We start from the raw sequence: 19,061 nt of genomic DNA, 5'->3' as shown, positions 1-19,061 counted from the left end.
TCTCACGCCGCGGCGCGTCGCACGCGCCGGCCAGCCCACCGGGCGCAGGCCCGCAGGAGCTCGGTGCGGTCGATCGGCTTGCTGACGTAATCGTCGCACCCTGCGGCGAGGCAGCGGGCACGGTCCTCAGCCATGGCGTGGGCTGTGAGGGCGATGATCGGCAGCCCGTAGCCCACGCGCCGGAGTTCCTTCGACGCGGTGTACCCGTCCATCACCGGCATCTGCATGTCCATCAGCACCACGTCGAACGGCCTCGCCTCGTTGACCGCGGCGACGGCCAGCTCCACCGCGGCCCGCCCGTTGGCGACAGTCTCCACCTCGGCCCCGGCCCGCGTGAGATGGTGGACGATGAGGCGACGGTTGTCTTCGCCGTCTTCGGCCAGCAGCACGCGCGCCCGCAAGCGGACGCCATCCATCGCGGCGTGTTCGCCCTCGGCGACGTCCGCCTCGAACAACTCGTCGGGCGAGGAGATGAGGTCCGACGCCTCCTCCCTGGTGACGGGCAGCATGAGCGTGAACTCACTGCCGACGCCCGGTTCGCTGCGCACTTCGATGGACCCGCCCAGCATCTCGGTCAGGCGGTGGGAGACCGCCAGGCCAAGCCCCGTGCCGCCGAAGCGGCGCGACATCGTCTCATCGGCCTGCATGAACGGCTCGAAGAGCGTGGCGATCTTGTCCGCCGCGATCCCGATCCCGGTGTCGGCGACCCGGAAGCGGATCACGCGGCCGGATTCGTCGTCGCCTCCCATCGCCACGACGACCCGGACCGATCCGCGTTCGGTGAACTTGACGGCGTTCCCGACGAGGTTCAGCAGGGTCTGCTTGAGCCGTCGGGCGTCGGTACGGATGCGCCGTGGCACCTGCCCGCCCATCGACCACTCGAGATCGAGTCCCTTCTCAACGGCGCGGACGCGCAGGAGCGAGCAGACTTCCTCGACGATGCGCACCGGCACGCAGTCGCCCGGCTCGACCTCGAGGCGACCCGCTTCAATCTTGGAAAGGTCCAGGATGTCGTTGATGACCGACAGGAGGTGGCGACCATTTCTGCGGATGACTCGGACGGCCTCGACCCGCCCCGCCTCGTCCACCGAGGGATCGTCCAGAAGGTCGGCGTAGCCGAGGATGGCGGTCATGGGCGTGCGGATCTCGTGGCTCATGTTGGCGAGGAAGGCCCCGCGCGCCGCCGCTGCCGCCGCCGCCTCGTCGCGTGCCCGGACGAGTTCGCTCTGCATCCTCATGCGTTCGGCGAGTTCATCGCGTGTGCGCGTCACGACGACTGCGGCCGCGAGCAGGACGCCGCACAGCCCCGCCACGTAGCCGATCACGCGCCAACGCGCCGCGGCGATCCGCGCCAGCCATTCGTCGGCGGGGAAGTCCACGCCGAGCACGGCCTCGACGTTGCCTTCCTCGTCGTACATCGGGTGGAACGCGCTGACCCAGGTGCCCCAGCGGTCCTGGACGATCTCGTCGTCGAAGCAGGGGATGCCGGCGAACGCACGCTCCAGCGCGGGGTAGGATTCCTCGTAGACCTCGCCTATGGGAGTGCGCGACTCGCGCTCGCCGACGTATCGGCCGTCGCCGTCATAGTCGGTCTCCGAGTCCACGACGAGCACGATCGTCCCGTCGTCGAGGCGCCGGAACGTGTACACGTCGGCGATCCTCGGGTTCACGGCGAGCCACCGGATCTGCGCCTCGATCAGCCGGAGGTACGTCGGATCGTTCGGCGGGGTGTCGAGACGAACGTCCGCGTGGCCGAGCCGGGTCATCTCCATCGCGAAGGTCGGGGCGAAGCCCTGCACCATCGATTCCATGCGGCGGCGTTCCTCACGCCCTGCCCACTCCGTGAACGACCAGCCGAAGGCCACCACCGAGCCGATCAGCAGCCACGCCGACGCGGGGACGCGCCCGCGCCCGGAATGACGGCGCAGCCACGACGAGAGCGCGCCGACAGCCGCGGCACACGCGACCACGAACACGGCGTAGTCAAACTCGATCCAGCCCATCGGCCGCTCCGGGAGCGCCCGGACGCCCCGTATCAAGATCGGACCGCCTGCGACCCGCCTTGGGCGAATGTCCGGGAACGAACCCGGCGCGGCGAGGATCGGACGCCTATCCGGCGATAACTCGATCGGACCTACGAGTGGACCTTCCGCAGACACGCGGCACGGAACCGCCGCCCCTCGGCCCGGAACTTCCGCTCGAAGTTCGTCCCCACGAGTTCTCCCTCGTCCACCCAGCCCTGTGGCTCGAAGGCGACACGCTCGAATGGTCCACCCCCCCCTTCCGGCGGGATCCCGAGCGTCGCCCAGCCCTGAGGACAGGTCCACCGCGCGAAGTGCTCCTCGTACCACGCCCACAGACCGTCGTGGTCCGTCACCACTCGCAACTCTCCCCCCCGCTCCAGCACGCGCCACACGTCCGCGAGGAACCGGTCCTGCACCACCCGCTTCTTCCAGTGCTTGCGCTTGGGCCACGGGTCGGAAAAGTACAGGTGGATCACGCGTACGATCCCGGACGGCACGCGCCAGCGCAGGAACTCCGTCGCGTCCGCGTGCAGCAGGCGCACGTTCCGCGGCCCGCCCGTGGCTTCGCGCCGCCGGCGCACGCGGTCGGCGGCGTAGGCGTAGAACTCCCCCGCCCACTCGACGCCGAGGTAGTTGGTCGCCGGGTCTCGCCCGGCCTGCGCGAGGATGAACGTCCCTTTGCCCGAGCCGATCTCGATTTCCAGCGGGCGATCGGGGCGCTCGAACCATGCCCGTGGATCGACGCGTCCCGCCTCGGGATTCGTGCCGATCTCGTCCGGCAGGGGCGGCAGGTCCGCGCCCGACACCCCCACCACGCCCGGCGCGCAATCGAACTTCCGAGTCATGCTGGCTCAGTCCCCGCGCACTTCACGGATGCGCACGTTCCGGAAGCGCACTTCGAGCGGGTCGGTTCGGTCGCCAACCCCGTGGACCTGCAACGCGACGAACCCGCTGCGCGTCATGCCATCGGTCAGGTCCGCGGCGGGCACGCCGTTGACCCATGTGCGGATGCGCGTCCCGACGGCCTCGATGCGCATGTGGTTCCACTCGTTCTGCCTGAACGCCGCCCGTGCGGCGGGGTTCGTGCTCAGGTCCGCGAGCCAGCCGCGCCGCCCCTCGTCGTAGATGCCGCCGGTCCATGCCCGCTCCGACGGGTCGATCTCCGCCTGGTAGCCGTGCACGCGGCCGTCGCGGTAGGCGGGGTCGCTCCGCGATCGGAACTGCACGCCAGAGTTCAACTCGGGGTGCACCAGGAACTCCAGCTCGAGGACGAAGTCGGCGTACTCACGCTCGGTGCAGAGGAACGTGTTCTCGGTGTTGGGCGCGCTGCGGCCGACGATGACCGCGGGCTTGAGCGGGTTGGGACGATCGACGAAGAACTCCGCGCTGCCGCCGCGCTTCGTCCAGCCGTGGAGCGTGAAGCCGTTGAAGAGGGGCTCGAAGGTTTCCGCCCGCCCAGAGGAGCCGCCCGAACCGCCGGCACAGGCCGACAGCACGAGCACGGCCGCCGCCAGCGATGCGATCCGGAGGGTCCGCACGGGGTGAGTCTACGTCGGGCCGTCGCTGGCGGGGCGGGGCCGTACAATCGAACCCATGGCCTACACCGTTCTTGCCCGCCGCTACCGCTCGCGCGACTTTGACGAGGTGGTCGGCCAGGAGCCGATCGCTCGCACGCTCCGCAACGCCATCCGCTCCGGTCGCGTTGCGCACGCCTACCTCTTCTGCGGCACGCGCGGCGTGGGCAAGACGACCATGGCCCGCCTCTTCGCCAAGGCGCTCAACACGCCCAAGGACGGCGCCCTGAGCGATGAGGTCGCGCAGGCCATCATGACGGGCCGCGACCAGGACGTCATCGAGATCGACGCGGCCAGCAACCGCGGCGTCGAGAACGCGCGCGAACTCATCGCCAACTGCGTATATCGCCCGATGCGCGGGCCGTACAAGGTCTACATCATCGACGAAGTGCACGGCCTGACCCGCGACGCCTTCAACACGCTTCTCAAGACGATGGAGGAGCCGCCGGAGCACGTCAAGTTCATTCTTTGCACCACCGAGGCGCACAAGGTTCCCGCGACGATCCAGAGCCGGTGCCAGCGGTTCGACTTCCGCGACATCCCGTCGTCGCTGATCGCCGAGCACATGGCGAAGGTCATCCGGCAGGAGGGACTCGACGCCGAGCCGGAACTGATCGCCGAGGTCTCACGGCTGGGCAACGGATCGATGCGAGACGCGCTCTCGCTGCTGGACCGCCTCATGGCCGCGGGCGAGAAGCGGCTCACGGTGAAACTCCTCGAAGAGCTGCTCGGGCTGCCGGACCGGACGCTGGTCGGCGCACTCATTGACACCTTCGCAGAAGGCGACGCGGGCGCAGCCCTCGACCGCACCGCCGAGCTTCTCGCCAAGGGGGTCGGCGTCGAGCAGTTGCTCGAAACACTCATGGGTCGGCTCCGCGACCTGATGATTCTCGCCGCGTGCGGGCCGAAGACCTCGCTGCTCGACCTGTCGGGCGGGACGCGCGAGGAAGAGGTCGCCCGTGCGGCACGCTTTGACGCCGCTGGTCTGGTGCACATGATCGCGGTCTGCGAGAGCGTGCAGCGGGCGGCCAAGGGGAGCGCGATGCCGCGCGCCCTGCTGGACGCGGGAATCGTTCGGCTGGCGATGACGGAGAAGCTGGCGGAGGTGACCGCGCTGGTCACGCAACTCGAGGGCGGAGGCCCGCCGGGAAAACCGGCCGGGCGGCGGGGGTAAGGGCCGACCCGCCGCCGCCGGGCGCGCCGGAGGAACGCCGAGCCGCGTCCGTCGCTTCGCGCCCTGCCTCGAGTCCGCAGCCGAGTTCCCACGCGCCTGCCGCGCCGCCTCGCGCCCGTTCATGGGCGGAGGTTGTCGATCGCGCGTCGCCGCGCCTGCGCGCGCTGCTGGCGGGGGTTGAGGCCGGGACGCTGGACGACGATCCCATCGTGCTGCACGCGCCGCCGCTCGCCGTGCCGCTTCTCGAACCGCAACGTGAGGCGGTGGAGCGGCTGATCCGGGACGGGACCGGCCGCCGCGCCCGAGTGGAAATCCGCGAGCGCAAGGAGTCGCCCGTCGGCACGCCCGACACCGGCGCGAGGCCGGAAGTCACCGTCACCGAACACCCGCTCGTGAAGGCCGCGCTCGAAGCCTTCGAAGGCTCGCTCGGCCGTATCACGCCCAAACGCCCGAGGGACAGTTGACGGTGAACAGCGGACGATGGACGTGAAGACAGACGGCAGAATAGCCCTCACCGCCTGAAGGGACCGACACCGAATGTCCATTGTCCACCGTCCAATGCCCACTCTCCTCGACGCGCTCCGCGTCGAGGTGGCTGCCGGGCGGGCGCCGGAGCCTTCGCGCGCCATGCTCGAACGCTGGAACGCGCTGCGGACGCGCACGCCGCGCCTCTTCAACGGCCCGATCCTCGCGTTTGTGTCGTTTGACGGGGCCGCCTCGACCATCCACGCCCGGCGCGACTCCTACCTCCGCCTGACGTGCCAGGACGAGTCCGACCCGCCGATCGTCTCGCTGCTGGGCGTGACGGGGCTGCTGGTTGCCGCGCCGCCCGGCGAGCCCACGCGCGTGCTGCTCGGCAGGCGAAGCCGCGAGGTCTGGGCCTGCCCCGGCAAGTGGGAGTTCGGACCCGCCGGCGGCCTGCACGCGCCGGGTGTCTTCGACGACGACCAGCCGGCCACGCTCAACGGTCGCGACGCGCTCGACCACCTGCTGCGCGAGATCCGCGAGGAGATCGGCATCACACTCCCGCCGGCGCGGGCCGTGCCGGAGTGCATCACGCTCGACCCCGCCGGTCGCGGTACGGACATCGTCCTGCGGCTCGAATACGACCGGGCCCCCGAGGCGCTTCCAACCGCTCATGCCCCGGACGCCTGGGAGTACGAGGAGACGCGCTGGCTCACGCTCGCGGAACTCGCCGCGTTTTCGGCATCGCACGGGGACGAGATGATCGCGCCAACACGGGCGATCGCGCGGCGGATGGTGGAAAGTTTGAGGCTTGAGGCTTGAGGCTTGAGGCTTGAGGCGCGGGATGCTCAGCGCTTGCGTCGCACCACCCGCCCGGCCAGCCACGCCACGACCTCGACCAGCGCGTGCACCCGCAGGCGCAGGCGCAGGCGGCGCAGTGAGGGGTCGTCCGGGTCGATGCGGCAGGCCTGCGCGGCCCAGTAGCGCGCCCGCGTCCACTGCCCCTGCTCCAGATACGCCAGCGCGAGGTTGTGCATCGGCGCCACCATTGTCGGGGCCAGGCGCAGTGCAGCGCGGGCCGACTCCATCCCCCCCGCCAAGTCGCGCAGCCGGAACCTCGCCACACTCAGCCCGTGGTGGGCTTCGGCGTCGTTCGGGCGTTTCGCCAGCACACGGGAGAAAACCGTCGCGGCCTCCTTCGGACGATCCGCGTCCAACAGGAGGCGTGCCAGCTCCGCCGCGTCCTCCGGGTCCGAGCGGTCCGGGTGGCGGGCCTGGTCGGCGCACTCCTCGAGCAGCAGGTCCGCGGCGCGATCCGCATCGCCGGGCTTGTCGCGCTGCATGAGGCACTCGGCCAGCGCGCACCGCGCCCCCGGGAACTCCGCGTTCAGGCGCACCACCACGTCGAACTGCACCAGCGCGCCGGCCCGGTCGCCCTGCCGCTCCGCCAGCTCGCCGAGGTGGAAGTGCGCATCGGGGTTGTCCGGCTCCAGTTCCAGCACGCGGCGGAACTTCTCGCCAGCCTCGGCGTAGCGGTTCATGTCCGTCAGCAGGCAACCGAGGTCGAGGAGCGTCTCCACGTCGCCCGGGTCGCGCCGCAGTTCCAGCAGGTACAACTGCCGCGCCCGCTCGTGGCGCCCCGTGCTGGCGTAGGCCTCGGCGAGTCTCGCCTGCACACGCGGCAGGTCCGGGTCCAGCCGAGCCGCCTCGCGCAAACACCAGACGGCCTTGTCGTGCAGGCCACGCTCGAGGAGCGAGTCCGCCATCGCGGCGTAGATGTCCGCGTGGTCGGGGGCGAGCTGCTGCGCCATGTAGAACAAGAGTTCAGCCTGCTCGTGCCGGCCGAGCCGAGCGTTCGCCTCGATGCGGTACGTGAAGGCGTCCAGGTTCTGCGGGTCGATCGAGGCCGCCTTCTCCAGCAGCGGCAGCGCGCCCTCGGGGTCACCGGCACGGAGACGGTTCAGGCCCGCGAGCACGGACGTCGGGGCGTCGTCGGGGCGCAACTCGGCGGCGCAGGCGAACGCCTCGGCGGCCTCGCGATACCGGCCCGCGGCCTCGAGCGTAAGGCCGAGGTTGAACTGCCACTCCGCCTGGTAGGGATTGCGCGACAGGGCCTTGCGCAACTCGGACTCGGCCTCGTCCCAGCGCCCGGCCTCGTACAGCTCGTGGGCGCGTTCAACGTGCTCTTCGGCGTCGAACCAGTCGTTCATGTCGCCTCGCCGATGGCCCCCGAAAGGCGGGCCGACCGATGGTAGGGAGAGGTTGCAGCAACATCAATGCCGCGGCAACGGTAGGATCGGGACGGTGGGCCGGCCTTCGGCGCCGATCGCCCCCAGTGGGAGCCGAACACGCGTGGGACAGCGGCCTGACAGGCCGGGACGACGGCATGGGTGCGCCCGATGGACGGGTACGCTTATACTCGCGCTCGCCCTGGCAGGGCCGCAGGCTCTCGCGTTGCAGAACGGAACAGGCACGGTCCAGGCCGCGGTGGCGCCCGCGGCAACACCGGAGTCACTCCTTGCCCTGCTCGACGATCCCGCCGCACCTGCCGCCGACCGGGAGCGGGCGGCTTCGCTCTTGGTGGATCGGTGCGTGGAGCCGGAGAGCCTGCGGCTGGTTTCCGAGGTTCTCGCCCGCGCGGAAGACGCCCCGGGATCGCGCCGGCTGCTGCTGGCCGCGATGGCGCGCTCGCCGGCGGTCGCGGTCGACCTCGGCGCGCCGCTGGGCGCGCTGGCGGCGGTCTCAACGCCGGAGCAGGTTCCGGCGGTGCTCGGCGCGCTGGCGAGCGTGCGCACGCGCGAAGCCGCGCGGACGATCGTGGCGTTCGTCGAGCCGAGTCGCCCGTCAGCGGTGCGCACGGCGGCGTTCGACGCTCTCGAACGCCTCGCCGCGCGGACCGACCTGCCTCGCACCGCCGAGGCGTGGCAGGCGTGGCTGACTCGCGTCGAAACGCTGCCGGAGCGGCTATGGCAGCGGGAGCTGATCGAGTCGCTGGCGCGGCGAAGCGCGGACCTGTGGCAGCGCAACGAGCGCGCGAAGACACGCCTGGTCGAAACGACCCGGCGGCTCTACCTCCTCGTGTCCGCCGAGGAGCGGCTCACGATGCTTGCTTCGCTGCTGCGCGACGACCGGGACGAACTGCGCCGCCTCGGCTTTGAACTGGCCGCGCGGGAACTCTCGGCGACGAACACGCTCGGGGGTGAGGTCGCGGCCTCCGCGATCTCGCTGCTCGAACACGCATCGCCGGAGGTTCGGGCCGAGGCTGCGCTGCTCGTCAGTCGCCTCGCCCCCCCCGAGGCGGAGCCTGTGGTCGGACGCGCCCTTGCCCGCGAGACCGACGCCCGCCCCGCCGAGGCGCTGCTGGTCGCCGCCACGCGCTGGCCCTCGCCGGTGATCCGCGGCCCCGCGCTCGCGTGGCTTGAACGCGAGTCGGGCGCGCGTGGCGCGGCCGCCGATGCCCTGCTCGCGCTGCACCGCGCCGGGCTGCTCGAAGACCCCACGGACCGGCAGCGCGTCGTCGAGTCGCTGCGCGCCGCCCCACCTGACACGCTGAACCCCTCATCCGTTCGCCTGCTGGCCTCGCTGGGAGATGACGGCGATCGGCGCGCAGTCGCCTCGCTGCTGGCCTCGACGCGCGCGGGGGTGCGCGCGGCTGTCGCGGACAGCCTCGCGCCGTTCGCGGAGTTCACCGGGGCGATCATCGCCCGTGCCTCGGACGATCCCGGCCTCTTCGCCGCCGCCTCGCGGGCCGCGCAGGCGCACCTGCCCGCCGCCGAGGCATTCGAGCGGATGGTGCTGCTGCCAGCGCCGACGCCCGCGGCCCACGCCGCCGCGCTGGATGCGTTCGTCGAGGCGCTCGCGCCTGCCGACCGGGTCGCCGTGGCGCGCGTGATCCGCTCGCCAGCGCGGCGGGAACTCGCGCTGGCGCCGCTCATCGAGGGGGCCAAGGCCCGCGTCCTCGACGAGCGCGACCGCGTCGAGGCGATCCTGATGCTCGCCGAGGCCAGGTTGGCCCTCGGCCGCGCGCAGACCGCGCTCGACGTGCTCGGCGTCTTCCCCGAGGACGCTGACGATGCTTCGCACGCCCGCGCCGTCCGTGCCCGCCTCGGCGCGCTCATCGCGCTGCGGCGCTACGACGCCGCGGCCGCCCTGAACGCCGACGCCGACACCTGGCTCGACGTCCTCGACCGCGCGGCATCGCTGCCGCACGCGACCGACGCCGCGGACGCCTTCGAACGCCTCTTCACCGGTCGCCTGACCGAGGGCCACGCGGCACGGCTCGCGGCCCTGCGAGCAGCCCTCGAATCCGGGCACGAAGACCTGCCGGCGAGCGACGACGAGAATGACCACGACCGCTGACCGGCATCACGGCGGCGCGGGCGCGTCCGGCTTGCGCCACGGGATGTCCGGGTCCTTGTGCAGCACGCCCGCGCTGCGCTTTACGCACTGGCGGCAGGCGTACACGCCCTCGAAGAGCGGGCTGCTCCACGCCGGGTCCGGTTTGTGCTCCAGGCACAGGCGGCACTCATAGCCCGCGGGCGCGGCGTCCGTGCCCAGCATCACGAGTTCGGTGTAGGCGATGCTGAGGCACGGGCCGCAGATGCACGCGCCGCGGTGGCCTTCGACCATCGGGCGATCGAGGGTCCACTCCGCCCCGCAGAAGTCGCAGAGCACGTCGGACATCTGCAGGTTGTTCTCGTCGCACCCGGCGCGTCGCATGGCGGATGCTACGGAGGTGGAGGGGAAGAGGGATCAAGGCAAGAGCGGGAATGCCGACTTCACCGGGGCGGATCCTTGCAGACCCCGTCTTCAACCACTCCCGGCGTGCGCGCTGACCACCGCGTCTTCCGCCTGCCGACCGCGGAGCGTGCTGTTCGTGAGACGCCGCGCGCCTGGGCTATTCTTGGCCGATGATCGACGCGGACGTGCTGATCGTCGGCGCTGGGCCGATCGGTCTGGAGGTTGCAGCGGGGCTGAAGCGCGCGGGGGTGTCGTACGCGCACGTCGAGGCCGGACAGGTCGGCGCGACCTTCGGGTGGTGGGCGCCGAACACCCGGTTCTTCTCCAGCACCGAGCGGCTCGCCGTCCGCGGCGTGCCGATCCCCAGCGTCGATCAGGCCAAGATCACCGGCGAGGAGTACCAGGCGTACCTGCGCGAGATCGTGCGGCAGTTCGGGCTGGAGATTCGCCCATACCGGCGTGTGGTCGGCGTGCGGCGCGAGGGAGAGGTGTTCGTTGTTCGGACAGCAAGAAGCCCGCACGGTGTGGGAGGGAAGGAGGAAATGGGGGAGGAACGGGGCATGCAAGGCCCTGCACCCGAAGAAGGAGGGGAGGAGTATCGAGCGCGGCGGGTCGTGCTGGCGATCGGGAACATGCACCGGCCGCGGATGCTGGGCGTGGCGGGCGAGGGGCTGGCGCACGTGAGCCACTACTTCGAGGGACCGCACAAGTACTTCGGCACGCGCGTGCTGATCGTGGGCGGGAAGAACTCGGCGGTGGAGGCCGCGCTGCGGTGCCGGCGGGTGGGGGCGCGTGTGACGGTCTCGTATCGCGGCGAGCGGTTCGACGAGCAGCGGGTGAAGTACTGGCTGCGGCCGGAGATCGAGTGGCTGATCGCGAAGGGCGAGATCGGGTGGCTGCCGCGGACGGTCGTGCGCGAGATCCGCGACGGCTCGGTCGTGCTCGGCGACGCGGGCGGGCGCGGCGGGCCGACCGAGATCGAAACCGATTTCGTGCTGCTGATGACCGGGTACGTGCAGGATCCATCGCTGTTCGAAGCGTTCGGCATCGCGCTGGAAGGCCCGGAACGGCGGCCGACCCACGACCCTCGAACGATGGAGACGAACGTGCCGGGCGTGTACGTCGCGGGGACGGCGTGCGGCGGCTCGCAGGAGCGCACGCGATACTTCATCGAGAACACGCACGTCCACGCCGAACGCATCGTGCGGGCGATCACGGGCACGGGGAGCGCGGCGGAGGAGCCGGAGTTCGGCGCGCTGGAGGAGGCCTGACCGAGGAGAGGATGAGGGGGGCGTTACCCTTGGCCCGAGGCGGCGAGCGTGTCGTTCATCAGCGTGCGGAAGGTGCCGAGGGCGACGGGCGAATCGGGCGGCGCGTCCGGGGGGGGGACGAGTTGCGTGTACGAGCCGTCGGGGTTGAGCGACCAGGCGCGACGGCGATCGGCGAGCATGACCTCGCGGATGCGGTTCAGGCGTCGCCGGGCGTCGGCGTCGCGCACGGGGATGACCGCCTCGACGCGGTTGTTGAGGTTGCGGTACATCCAGTCGGCCGAGCCGATGTACCAGTCGCCGTCGAGGGGGTTCTCGCGGGCGTTGGCGAAGTGAAAGACGCGCGAGTGTTCGAGGAACCTGCCGACGACGGAGACGACGCGGACGTTGTCGGAGAGTCCGGGCACGCCGGGGCGGAGGCAGCAGAAGCCGCGCACGACGAGATCGACCCGCACGCCGGCCTGCGAGGCCTCGTAGATGAGTTCGCTCATCTTGCGGTCTTCGAGGGAGTTGACCTTGACGAAGATGCGCGCGGGCAGACCGCGGCGTGCATTCTCTGTCTCGCGGCGGATGAGCTCGGAGAACTGGCGGCGGAGGTTGGCGGGGGCGATGAGCAGCTCGTTGTATTCGGTCTGCTGGCTGCGTCCGGTGAGGAGGTTGAAGAGGGCGACGACGTCGTCGGTGATGCGCGGGTTGGAGGTGAGCAGGCCGATGTCGGTGTAGAGCTGGGCCGTGTGGGGGTTGTAGTTTCCGGTGCCGAGGTGGGCGTAGGCGCGCAGGCCGCCGCTCTCGCGGCGGACGACGAGGGAGCACTTGCAGTGGGTCTTCAGCCCGACGACGCCGTAGGCGACGTGGACGCCGTGTTTCTCGAGCTGCCGCGCGAAGCGGAGGTTCTTCTGCTCGTCGAAGCGGGCGCGGAGCTCGACGAGGCAGGCGACCTGCTTGCCGTTCTCCGCGGCGCGGATGAGCGAGGCGACGAAGGGCGAGTCGCGGCTGGTACGGTAGATGGTCTGCTTGATCGCCAGCACGTCCGGGTCGCGGGCGGCGGCGGCGATGAACCGCTCGACCGACGCCTTGAACGACTCGTAGGGATGGTGGAGCAGCACGTCGCGCTCACGCACGATGGCGAAGAGGTCCGAGTCCGAGGACGAGGCGTGCGCGATCGCGGGCGGCACGGCGGGAATCCACGGCTCGAACTTCAGGTGCGGCAGGGCGACTTCCGCCACCTGGAAGAGGTCGGCGTACTCGAGCGGTCCGGGCCGCTTGTAGACGTCCTCCTCGGTCAGGCCCAGCTCGTCGGTGACGAAGGCGAGCACGCCGGGCGAAGGGTTCGGGGCGGTCTCGATGCGCACCGCGCTGGCGAACCGGCGCATGTGAAGTTCCGCCTCGACGTGCTCGAGGAGATCCTCGACCTCGTCGTCCTCCCGCTCGACCGCCGCGTTGCGCGTCAGCCGGAAGGGCGTGACGTCGTGCGTTTCCATGCCGGGGAAGAGGTCGTCGAGGTTGTTGAGGATCAGCTCCTCCAGCGGGAGCAGGCGCAGCGGCGCATCCTGCGAGACCGGGAGGCGGGCGAGGTCGCCGGGCTGCATGGGCGCGTCCGCACCCACGGGGACGAACCGGGGCAGGACGTCGGGCACCTTGATGCGGGCGAAGTGCCGCTCGGGGCTGCCCGGCGCGCAGACGAGAATGCCGAGGTTCTCCGAGAGGTTCGAGATGAACGGGAAGCGGTGGCCCGGATCGACCGCAAGCGGCGTAAGCACCGGGAACACGTTCGCCCGGTACCAGGCGTCGATCGCGGTTCGTTCGTCGGCGTTCAGGTCGGCGTAGCGGAGGATGCGCACGCCCTCGGCTTCGAGCGCGGGGCGAAGCGTCCGCTCCCACAACTCCGCCTGCACGCGCTGCAACTCGATGACGCGCTCGCGGATGGCCGCCAGCACCTGCCGGCCGCGCAGCCCGTCCGGCCCGGGCGAGTCGATGCCCGCATGCACCGAGCGCTTCAGCAGGCCGACACGCTTCATGAAGAACTCGTCGAGGTTGTTCGAGAAGATGGCGAGGAACTTCACCCGTTCGAGCAGCGGAAAGTCCGCGTCGGCGGCCTGCGCCAGCACGCGCCGGTTGAACTCCAGCCACGAGAGGTCGCGGTTGAAGAAGTGCGACGCCTCGGGCGACGGCTCCGGCTCGCGGGTGACGGAGTTGGCTCGGCGGGTCTGCGTCACGGCTCAGGACGGTAGGTCGCGGCGCAACCGGGGGCTTCGGTGACGCTCACGGCTGACACGCGGGCGCCCCGGGCGAGCGACGGCGCGAGACGCACGGCGAGTTCGTCGGCGATGTGCCGCGCCACGAGTTCGGCGGTAGGGTTGCGGCGGTTGAACGGGGGCGAATCGTGCAGGTTCGCGTTGACGAAAGGAGAGATGACCTCGCGGAGCGCGGCCTCGACGGCGTGGAAGTCGCAGAGCACGCCCTCATCGTCGAGCGTGTCGCCGGAGATCGTCGCCGTCACTCGCCAGTTGTGCCCGTGGAGCGGCTCGCGCACGCCGGCGATGACGATGGCGTGCGCGGCGCAGAACTCGGTCTCGACGGAGATGGAATACATGGAAGGGCGCGAAGTATAGGAAGGAGGAGGAGAGACGCCAGGAACCAGACATGAGTGGGCCGATCGTGAGTCGGCGGGTAGGCTGTTCTCTGCCGGGCGGCGGGAGGAACGATGCGCGACGGTCCGTTGATGGTCGGGGTGAGCGGGATGCGCGGGATCGTCGGCACGAGCCTGACGACCGAAGTCGCGGCGCGGTTCGCCGCGGCGTTCGGGTCGTGGCTGCCTCGACGGGGGGGCAGGCCGGTGGTCGTTGTCGGGCGCGACGGACGCGCGGGGTGCGACCCGATCCACGCTGCGGCCGTTGCGGGCCTCACCGGCGCGGGATGCGACGTGATCGACCTCGGCGTCGAGATGACCCCCACCGTCGGCGTGATGGTGGACGAACTCGACGCGGCGGGCGGCCTCGTCGTCACCGCCAGCCATAACGGCCAGGAATGGAACGGGATCAAGTGCCTCGTCGCCGAGGGTGAGGGCGTCGCCGAGGGCGTGCGCGCTTGCGCCCCGCCGCCGCCGGCCGCTGACGAGATCGCCGCGACGTTCCGCGGTGGGCGTGTCGTGTGGCGGAACTGGTCGGAGGCGGGGCGAGTGCGGCGCCGGCACGACGCGGGCTGGGACCACGCCGCGCTCGTGCTCCGCAGGCTCGGCGACGAACTCGTCGCGCTCATCCGCGAACGGCGCTACTCGGTCGTGCTGGACTCGGTGAACGCGGCCGGGGTCGAGGGCGGGCGGCGGCTGCTCGAATCGCTCGGCTGCCGCGTCACACACCTCGGCGACGACGAGTCTGGCGTCTTCCCCCACCCGCCGGAACCGACACGCGAAAACCTCGGCACACTCTGCGCGGCGGTGAGCGAGTCCCGGGCGGACGCCGGCTTCGCGCAGGATCCTGACGGCGACCGCCTCGCGATCATCGACGGCGAAGGGAGATACGTCGGCGAGGAGTGGACGCTCGTGCTCGCCGCGCGGAGCGTGCTGGAGGCGTGCGACGCGCTGGGTGCGCGCGCGCACGAGGGACACCGCGGCATCGTGCTGTGCGCGAACCTCTCGACCAGCCGAATGATCGACGACCTCGCACGCGAGCACGGGGCGCGTGTCGTTCGCACGCCCGTCGGCGAGGCACACGTCGCCGGCGCGATGAAGCGCGAAGGCTCCGAGATCGGTGGGGAGGGGAACGGCGGCGTCATCTGGCCGGGCGTGACCTGCGTCCGCGACTCACTGAGCGCGATGGCCCTCGTGCTCGCCCTGATGGCCCGGCACGGGCGGGCGCTCGCCGAGCTGATCGCGGAAATGCCCGCCTATGCGATCGAGAAGCGCAAGGTCGAGATGGCCGCCCGCGAGGCGGCGTCGCCCGCCGTCGAGCGCGTCGCCGCCTGGGCGAGCAGGGAAGGTGCCCGCGCCGACCGTCAGGACGGTGTGCGCGTGGACTGGGACGACTGCCGCCACGCGGGCGGCGGTCCGGCGTGGGTCCACGTGCGGGCGAGCAACACCGAGCCGATCATGCGGCTGATCGCCGAGGCGCGCACCGGCGACGGCGCGGCCCGCCTGCTGGCCGAGGTCGAGCGTGCCATCGGGCGGTGACGCCGCGCGTATACTCAGCCCCATGCCGCTCCAGACCCGCACCTTCGAGCCTGGCGACCGCGTCCGTGTGACGAAGGAAGTGCCGCGCCTCTCCGGCGCGATCACGACCACTTTCGAGGGGACGGTGGTGCGCGCCGGGCGCGAGAAGACCGGCTCGTGGTACGCGCACGGCGAGGACAAGAAACTCTGGCTCGACCGCCTCGTCATCCGCAAGGACGACGGCGAACTGGTCGTCTGCAACCTCGACCGATCGACGCGTGTCGAGGTCGTCGGGCCGGAGACGACGGCCTAGCGCGCGTACGCCCGCACGGCGTACTCGGCGACCATCCGCTCGGCGGTGAAGTACGACCCGTTCACGGCGATGCAGTTGAGCATCATCCGCGCCCAGGACGGCTTGTCGCGGTGGAAGAGCGGCGCGACGGCGCGCTCGAGCTTGTCGTAGAGGTCCGCGGCGTGTCGCGGGTCCATGCTCTCGTGGCCTTCGGTTCGGCAGTCGTCGGACGCAGAGCCGATCGACCAGCCCGTTACGCCCTCGACGCATCCTTCGAGCCACCAGCCATCGAGGGTGGAGAGGCTGGGCACGCCGTTGATGGCGGCTTTCATCCCGCTCGTGCCAGAGGCCTCCAACGGCGGACGAGGGACGTTCAGCCAGAGGTCCGCGCCGGCGACGAGTTTGTGCGCGAGAGCGATGTCGTACCCGTTCACGAACACGATGGGCACAGAGCCTTCGAGCGACCTGGCGACGGCGTGGATCCGCCGGACGATTTCCTGACCCGCGCCGTCGTGGGCGTGGGCCTTGCCCGCGAAGACGAGCTGGATCGGGCCCGCGCGGTCGGCGATGGCGCGAAGCCGGGCAGGATCGGCGAGGGCGAGCGTCGGGCGCTTGTAGTCCGTCATGCGCCGCGCGAAGACGATCGTGAGGGCGTCGGGCTCGAGCGATCGGCCCGTCGCGGAGGCGACTGCCGTGAGCATCTCGCCCTTGGCCTTCGCGTGGGCGGCGAGGATGGCGTCAGCTGGGATGCGGTGCGCGAGGCGCAGGTCGGCGTTGTGCCGCCGCCAGTTCGGAACGTGCTCGTCGAACAGGGCGGCGACGTGCGCATTCGCCCAGCGGCCGGCGTGCACACCGTTCGTCACGGACTCGATGCGGTAGCCGGGGAACATCGCCCGCGAGACCTCGGCGTGGCGGCGCGAGACGGCGTTGGTGAACGCGCTGAGGTTCATCGCCAGGCGCGTCGTGTTCAACTCGCCCTCCCCGTGCAGGTCCGGGCGGTGGAGGGCGGGATGGTCGCCCACGATGCGGCGCACGGTATCGACGTCGAACCGGTCGTGGCCGGCGGGCAGGGGCGTGTGGGTGGTGAAGACGAAGCGGTCGCGGACCTGGGCGATCGACGCCGGCCCCAGCGCATCGTGCGCCGTGCCGCCGTGCTCCGATCGCCGGGCGACGCACGCGCTGAGGGCTTCGAGGGTGGCGAAGGAAGCGTGTCCTTCGTTCATGTGGAAGAGGCGCACGTCGTGCCCGATGGCGCGCAGCATCCTTGGGCCGCCGATGCCGAGCACCGTCTCCTGCCGAATCCGATGCTGGTGGTCGCCGGCGTAGAGGCGGCGGGTGATGATGCGAGCGTCCGGATCGTTCTCGGGGAGCTCGGCGTCGAGGAAGTAGACGGGGACGACGTGCCCGCCCACGCCCACCGCGTCGTGCCGCCAGGCGCGGAGCATGACCGGCCGTCCGTCGATCGGCACGACGACGCGCGGGAGCATCTGGCGCAGCACGCGCTCAGGCTCCCAGGGCTGGGGAATGTCGCGCGGGTTGCCCCCCGCCGGTTCCTGCGTGAAGTAGCCCTCGCGGTAGAGGAGGGTGACGCCGACCATGGGGATACCGAGGTCGGCGGCGGCGAGCATGGTGTCGCCCGCGAGCACGCCGAGGCCGCCGGCGTAGGTCGGGATGCGAGAGTCGATCCCGATCTCCAGCGACAGATAAGCGATGTCGAAGTCGAGGCGCATCTTCCGTTCCTCCGGACGGGGTGCGATCACGCGAGGCCCGCGTAAGCATCGACACGGCGTCTCCCCGGGGTGAGCCGACGCGGCGGCTACCCCCAAGGATTGTCCGAAAAACAAGCGGTGGGGGCGGGATTCGAACCCGCGAGACCCTGACGGGTCTACCGGTTTTCAAGACCGGCGCCTTCGACCACTCGGCCACCCCACCGGCAGGGGATCGTAGGAGGAGCCTGGACGCTCGAGTCCTGAGTCTCGAGCCCTGGGCTGTCAACTTGACAGCCCGCCCTGCACGCATTGCCTCCGCGACAGACGCTCCGCTCGCCCCCATGACTCCGTGGTCGCCACGCGCGCTGGCACGCTGGTTGCCCACCTTCCCGTAGCGCCGGTCTGTGGGAATCGGCGACCGGGAATGAACGATCGAAAGGAGGCGACCCATGCGTGGCACACTGATCCTGACCCCGAGAATCGATGACCTGTCGAGGCAGTTCGGGCGGGTGTTCGATGCGATGACCCGCCGGATGGACGAAGCGTTCGGCATCGCGCCGTCCGTGCCGGCCTCGTGGCCCGCCGTCAACCTCTGGCACGACGACACCGCGTTCCATCTCGAGGCGGAACTCCCCGGCTTCTCACTCGACGAGGTCGAGGTGACGGCAACGGAGAACCTCGTGACGGTGCGCGGCCGGCGTGAGCGCACCACTCCCGAAGGCGCGGAGACCCTGCGCGTCGAGCGTGAACTGGCGCACTTCGAACGCACGGTCGGCCTGCCGCTGCCGATCGATCCGTCGCGCGTCGAGGCGACGCTGACGAACGGCGTGCTGCGGGTGACGATGCCCAAGGCCGAGTCGGCGCGGCCGCGCAAGATCGAGGTGCGTGCCCTGGGCGCGCCGGAAACGAAGCAGGCGAAGACGCTCCCGGTGAACGCCTCGTGAGGTCGTGCCGCACGCTCGAACACCAAACGGAGGACACCACCATGAACGAGACGACGGTGATTGAACGCAACGGGTCCGTGTCGAACGTCGCGGGCGAGCGCAGGCTCTACAGGCCGCCGAGCGACTTCTTCACCTTTGATGACCGCTTCGAGATCCACGCCGACGTCCCCGGGGCGACGCCCGAGGGCATCTCGCTCACGATCGACGACGGCGTACTGACCGTCGAGGCCCGCGTCGAGCAACGCTACCCCGAGGACGCCCGCTGGGTGCAGGGCGAGTTCGGTGTGGGCGACTACCGCCGCGCGTTCCGCCTGGGCGAGGACGTGGATCAGGAAGGCATCACGGCGACCTGCCGCGACGGCGTGCTGACCATCGTTCTGCCCAAGAGAACCTCGCGGCGCGCCCAGCGCGTCCAGGTCCGCGCCGGCTGACCAACCAACACAACTCGTCCCCCATCCGAGCCGCCCGTGCGCCGTGTGCCCACGGGCGGCTCCTCCTCTATCTGCTGCCCGCTCGCCGCGACGATCCCGCGAGTCCGAGCCGCAAAGTTCCATGATGAGCCTTGGCGCGCGACCACTCATTCGGCATACTGATGCCGTGGGCCTCTCGTGCCCGGTCTGCCCATGCGGCGGGCCGGGTTGGTGAACGCACACCGGACATCGGGAGACCGACCATGGCAGCGACCGGCACGAAGGGCATCGCGAGGCGACTTCATTCGATCGTC

The 19,061-nt window shown here is 70.8% G+C and carries 17 protein-coding genes and 1 tRNA gene; 9 read left to right on the top strand and 9 right to left on the bottom strand.

The genetic code is table 11. The annotated features are described in order from the left end of the window. Positions 1-2: 2 nt before the first annotated feature. From FBT69_13010 to FBT69_13000, 3 genes are all read right to left on the bottom strand, one after another. Positions 3-2,003: a response regulator gene (locus tag FBT69_13010; GenBank protein MDL1905709.1), complete on the bottom strand. Its 2,001-nt coding sequence runs from the start codon at positions 2,001-2,003 to the stop codon at positions 3-5. Positions 2,004-2,134: 131 nt separating this feature from the next. Further along, complete coding sequence (locus FBT69_13005) at positions 2,135-2,869, bottom strand: hypothetical protein (GenBank protein ID MDL1905708.1); 735 nt, start codon at positions 2,867-2,869, stop codon at positions 2,135-2,137. Positions 2,870-2,875: 6 nt separating this feature from the next. Further along, complete coding sequence (locus tag FBT69_13000) at positions 2,876-3,562, bottom strand: DUF1080 domain-containing protein (GenBank protein ID MDL1905707.1); 687 nt, start codon at positions 3,560-3,562, stop codon at positions 2,876-2,878. Positions 3,563-3,617: 55 nt separating this feature from the next. Here FBT69_13000 and dnaX point away from each other — a divergent pair, with 55 nt between their 5' ends. The 3 genes from dnaX to FBT69_12985 all read left to right on the top strand — a co-directional run bounded on the left by dnaX (position 3,618) and on the right by FBT69_12985 (position 6,059). After that, positions 3,618-4,772: a DNA polymerase III subunit gamma/tau gene (gene dnaX, locus FBT69_12995; protein ID MDL1905706.1), complete on the top strand. Its 1,155-nt coding sequence runs from the start codon at positions 3,618-3,620 to the stop codon at positions 4,770-4,772. 209 nt (positions 4,773-4,981) lie between these two features. Beyond that, positions 4,982-5,236: a hypothetical protein gene (locus FBT69_12990; protein MDL1905705.1), complete on the top strand. Its 255-nt coding sequence runs from the start codon at positions 4,982-4,984 to the stop codon at positions 5,234-5,236. Positions 5,237-5,330: 94 nt separating this feature from the next. Then, complete coding sequence (locus tag FBT69_12985; GenBank protein ID MDL1905704.1) at positions 5,331-6,059, top strand: hypothetical protein; 729 nt, start codon at positions 5,331-5,333, stop codon at positions 6,057-6,059. Positions 6,060-6,085: 26 nt separating this feature from the next. On the opposite strand, the gene FBT69_12980 is transcribed toward FBT69_12985, so the two are convergent. Beyond that, positions 6,086-7,447 (bottom strand): tetratricopeptide repeat protein, encoded by a 1,362-nt coding sequence (locus FBT69_12980; GenBank protein ID MDL1905703.1) that lies wholly within the window; start codon positions 7,445-7,447, stop codon positions 6,086-6,088. 142 nt (positions 7,448-7,589) lie between these two features. Here FBT69_12980 and FBT69_12975 point away from each other — a divergent pair, with 142 nt between their 5' ends. After that, positions 7,590-9,596: a hypothetical protein gene (locus tag FBT69_12975; protein MDL1905702.1), complete on the top strand. Its 2,007-nt coding sequence runs from the start codon at positions 7,590-7,592 to the stop codon at positions 9,594-9,596. A gap of 6 nt (positions 9,597-9,602) precedes the next feature. Here FBT69_12975 and FBT69_12970 read toward each other — a convergent pair whose 3' ends face one another. Further along, positions 9,603-9,956: a hypothetical protein gene (locus FBT69_12970; GenBank protein MDL1905701.1), complete on the bottom strand. Its 354-nt coding sequence runs from the start codon at positions 9,954-9,956 to the stop codon at positions 9,603-9,605. 191 nt (positions 9,957-10,147) lie between these two features. Here FBT69_12970 and FBT69_12965 point away from each other — a divergent pair, with 191 nt between their 5' ends. Next, positions 10,148-11,248 (top strand): pyridine nucleotide-disulfide oxidoreductase, encoded by a 1,101-nt coding sequence (locus tag FBT69_12965; GenBank protein ID MDL1905700.1) that lies wholly within the window; start codon positions 10,148-10,150, stop codon positions 11,246-11,248. Between the two features lie 23 nt (positions 11,249-11,271). Here FBT69_12965 and ppk1 read toward each other — a convergent pair whose 3' ends face one another. Both ppk1 and FBT69_12955 read right to left on the bottom strand, forming a co-directional pair. Next, positions 11,272-13,461, bottom strand: coding sequence for a polyphosphate kinase 1 (gene ppk1 / locus FBT69_12960; protein MDL1905699.1), 2,190 nt, complete (start codon positions 13,459-13,461; stop codon positions 11,272-11,274). Further along, positions 13,458-13,838, bottom strand: coding sequence for a 6-carboxytetrahydropterin synthase (locus tag FBT69_12955; GenBank protein MDL1905698.1), 381 nt, complete (start codon positions 13,836-13,838; stop codon positions 13,458-13,460). Before FBT69_12955 ends, ppk1 begins: the two co-directional genes overlap by 4 nt. A gap of 111 nt (positions 13,839-13,949) precedes the next feature. Between FBT69_12955 and FBT69_12950 the strand changes: the two genes are divergently transcribed. Together FBT69_12950 and FBT69_12945 are read left to right on the top strand one after the other, a co-directional pair. After that, positions 13,950-15,413: a phosphoglucosamine mutase gene (locus FBT69_12950; GenBank protein ID MDL1905697.1), complete on the top strand. Its 1,464-nt coding sequence runs from the start codon at positions 13,950-13,952 to the stop codon at positions 15,411-15,413. A 22-nt stretch (positions 15,414-15,435) separates the two neighbouring features. Next, positions 15,436-15,705, top strand: a complete 270-nt coding sequence (locus FBT69_12945) for a hypothetical protein (GenBank protein MDL1905696.1) — start codon at positions 15,436-15,438, stop codon at positions 15,703-15,705. On the opposite strand, the gene glgP is transcribed toward FBT69_12945, so the two are convergent. Together glgP and FBT69_12935 are read right to left on the bottom strand one after the other, a co-directional pair. After that, positions 15,702-17,414, bottom strand: coding sequence for an alpha-glucan family phosphorylase (glgP, locus tag FBT69_12940; protein MDL1905695.1), 1,713 nt, complete (start codon positions 17,412-17,414; stop codon positions 15,702-15,704). The genes FBT69_12945 and glgP overlap by 4 nt on opposite strands. A gap of 115 nt (positions 17,415-17,529) precedes the next feature. After that, a tRNA-Ser gene (locus tag FBT69_12935) sits at positions 17,530-17,616 on the bottom strand. 226 nt (positions 17,617-17,842) lie between these two features. Between FBT69_12935 and FBT69_12930 the strand changes: the two genes are divergently transcribed. Beyond that, positions 17,843-18,337, top strand: coding sequence for an Hsp20/alpha crystallin family protein (locus tag FBT69_12930; GenBank protein ID MDL1905694.1), 495 nt, complete (start codon positions 17,843-17,845; stop codon positions 18,335-18,337). Between the two features lie 41 nt (positions 18,338-18,378). Further along, complete coding sequence (locus tag FBT69_12925; protein MDL1905693.1) at positions 18,379-18,768, top strand: Hsp20/alpha crystallin family protein; 390 nt, start codon at positions 18,379-18,381, stop codon at positions 18,766-18,768. Positions 18,769-19,061 lie beyond the last annotated feature (293 nt).

It is taken from the genome of Synechococcales cyanobacterium CNB, assembly GCA_030263455.1.
In the GTDB taxonomy this organism is placed as follows: Bacteria; Planctomycetota; Phycisphaerae; order Phycisphaerales; family UBA1924; genus CAADGN01.
Note: the sequence above shows the minus strand (reverse complement) of the source record. Positions and strands in the feature narration are given on the sequence as shown.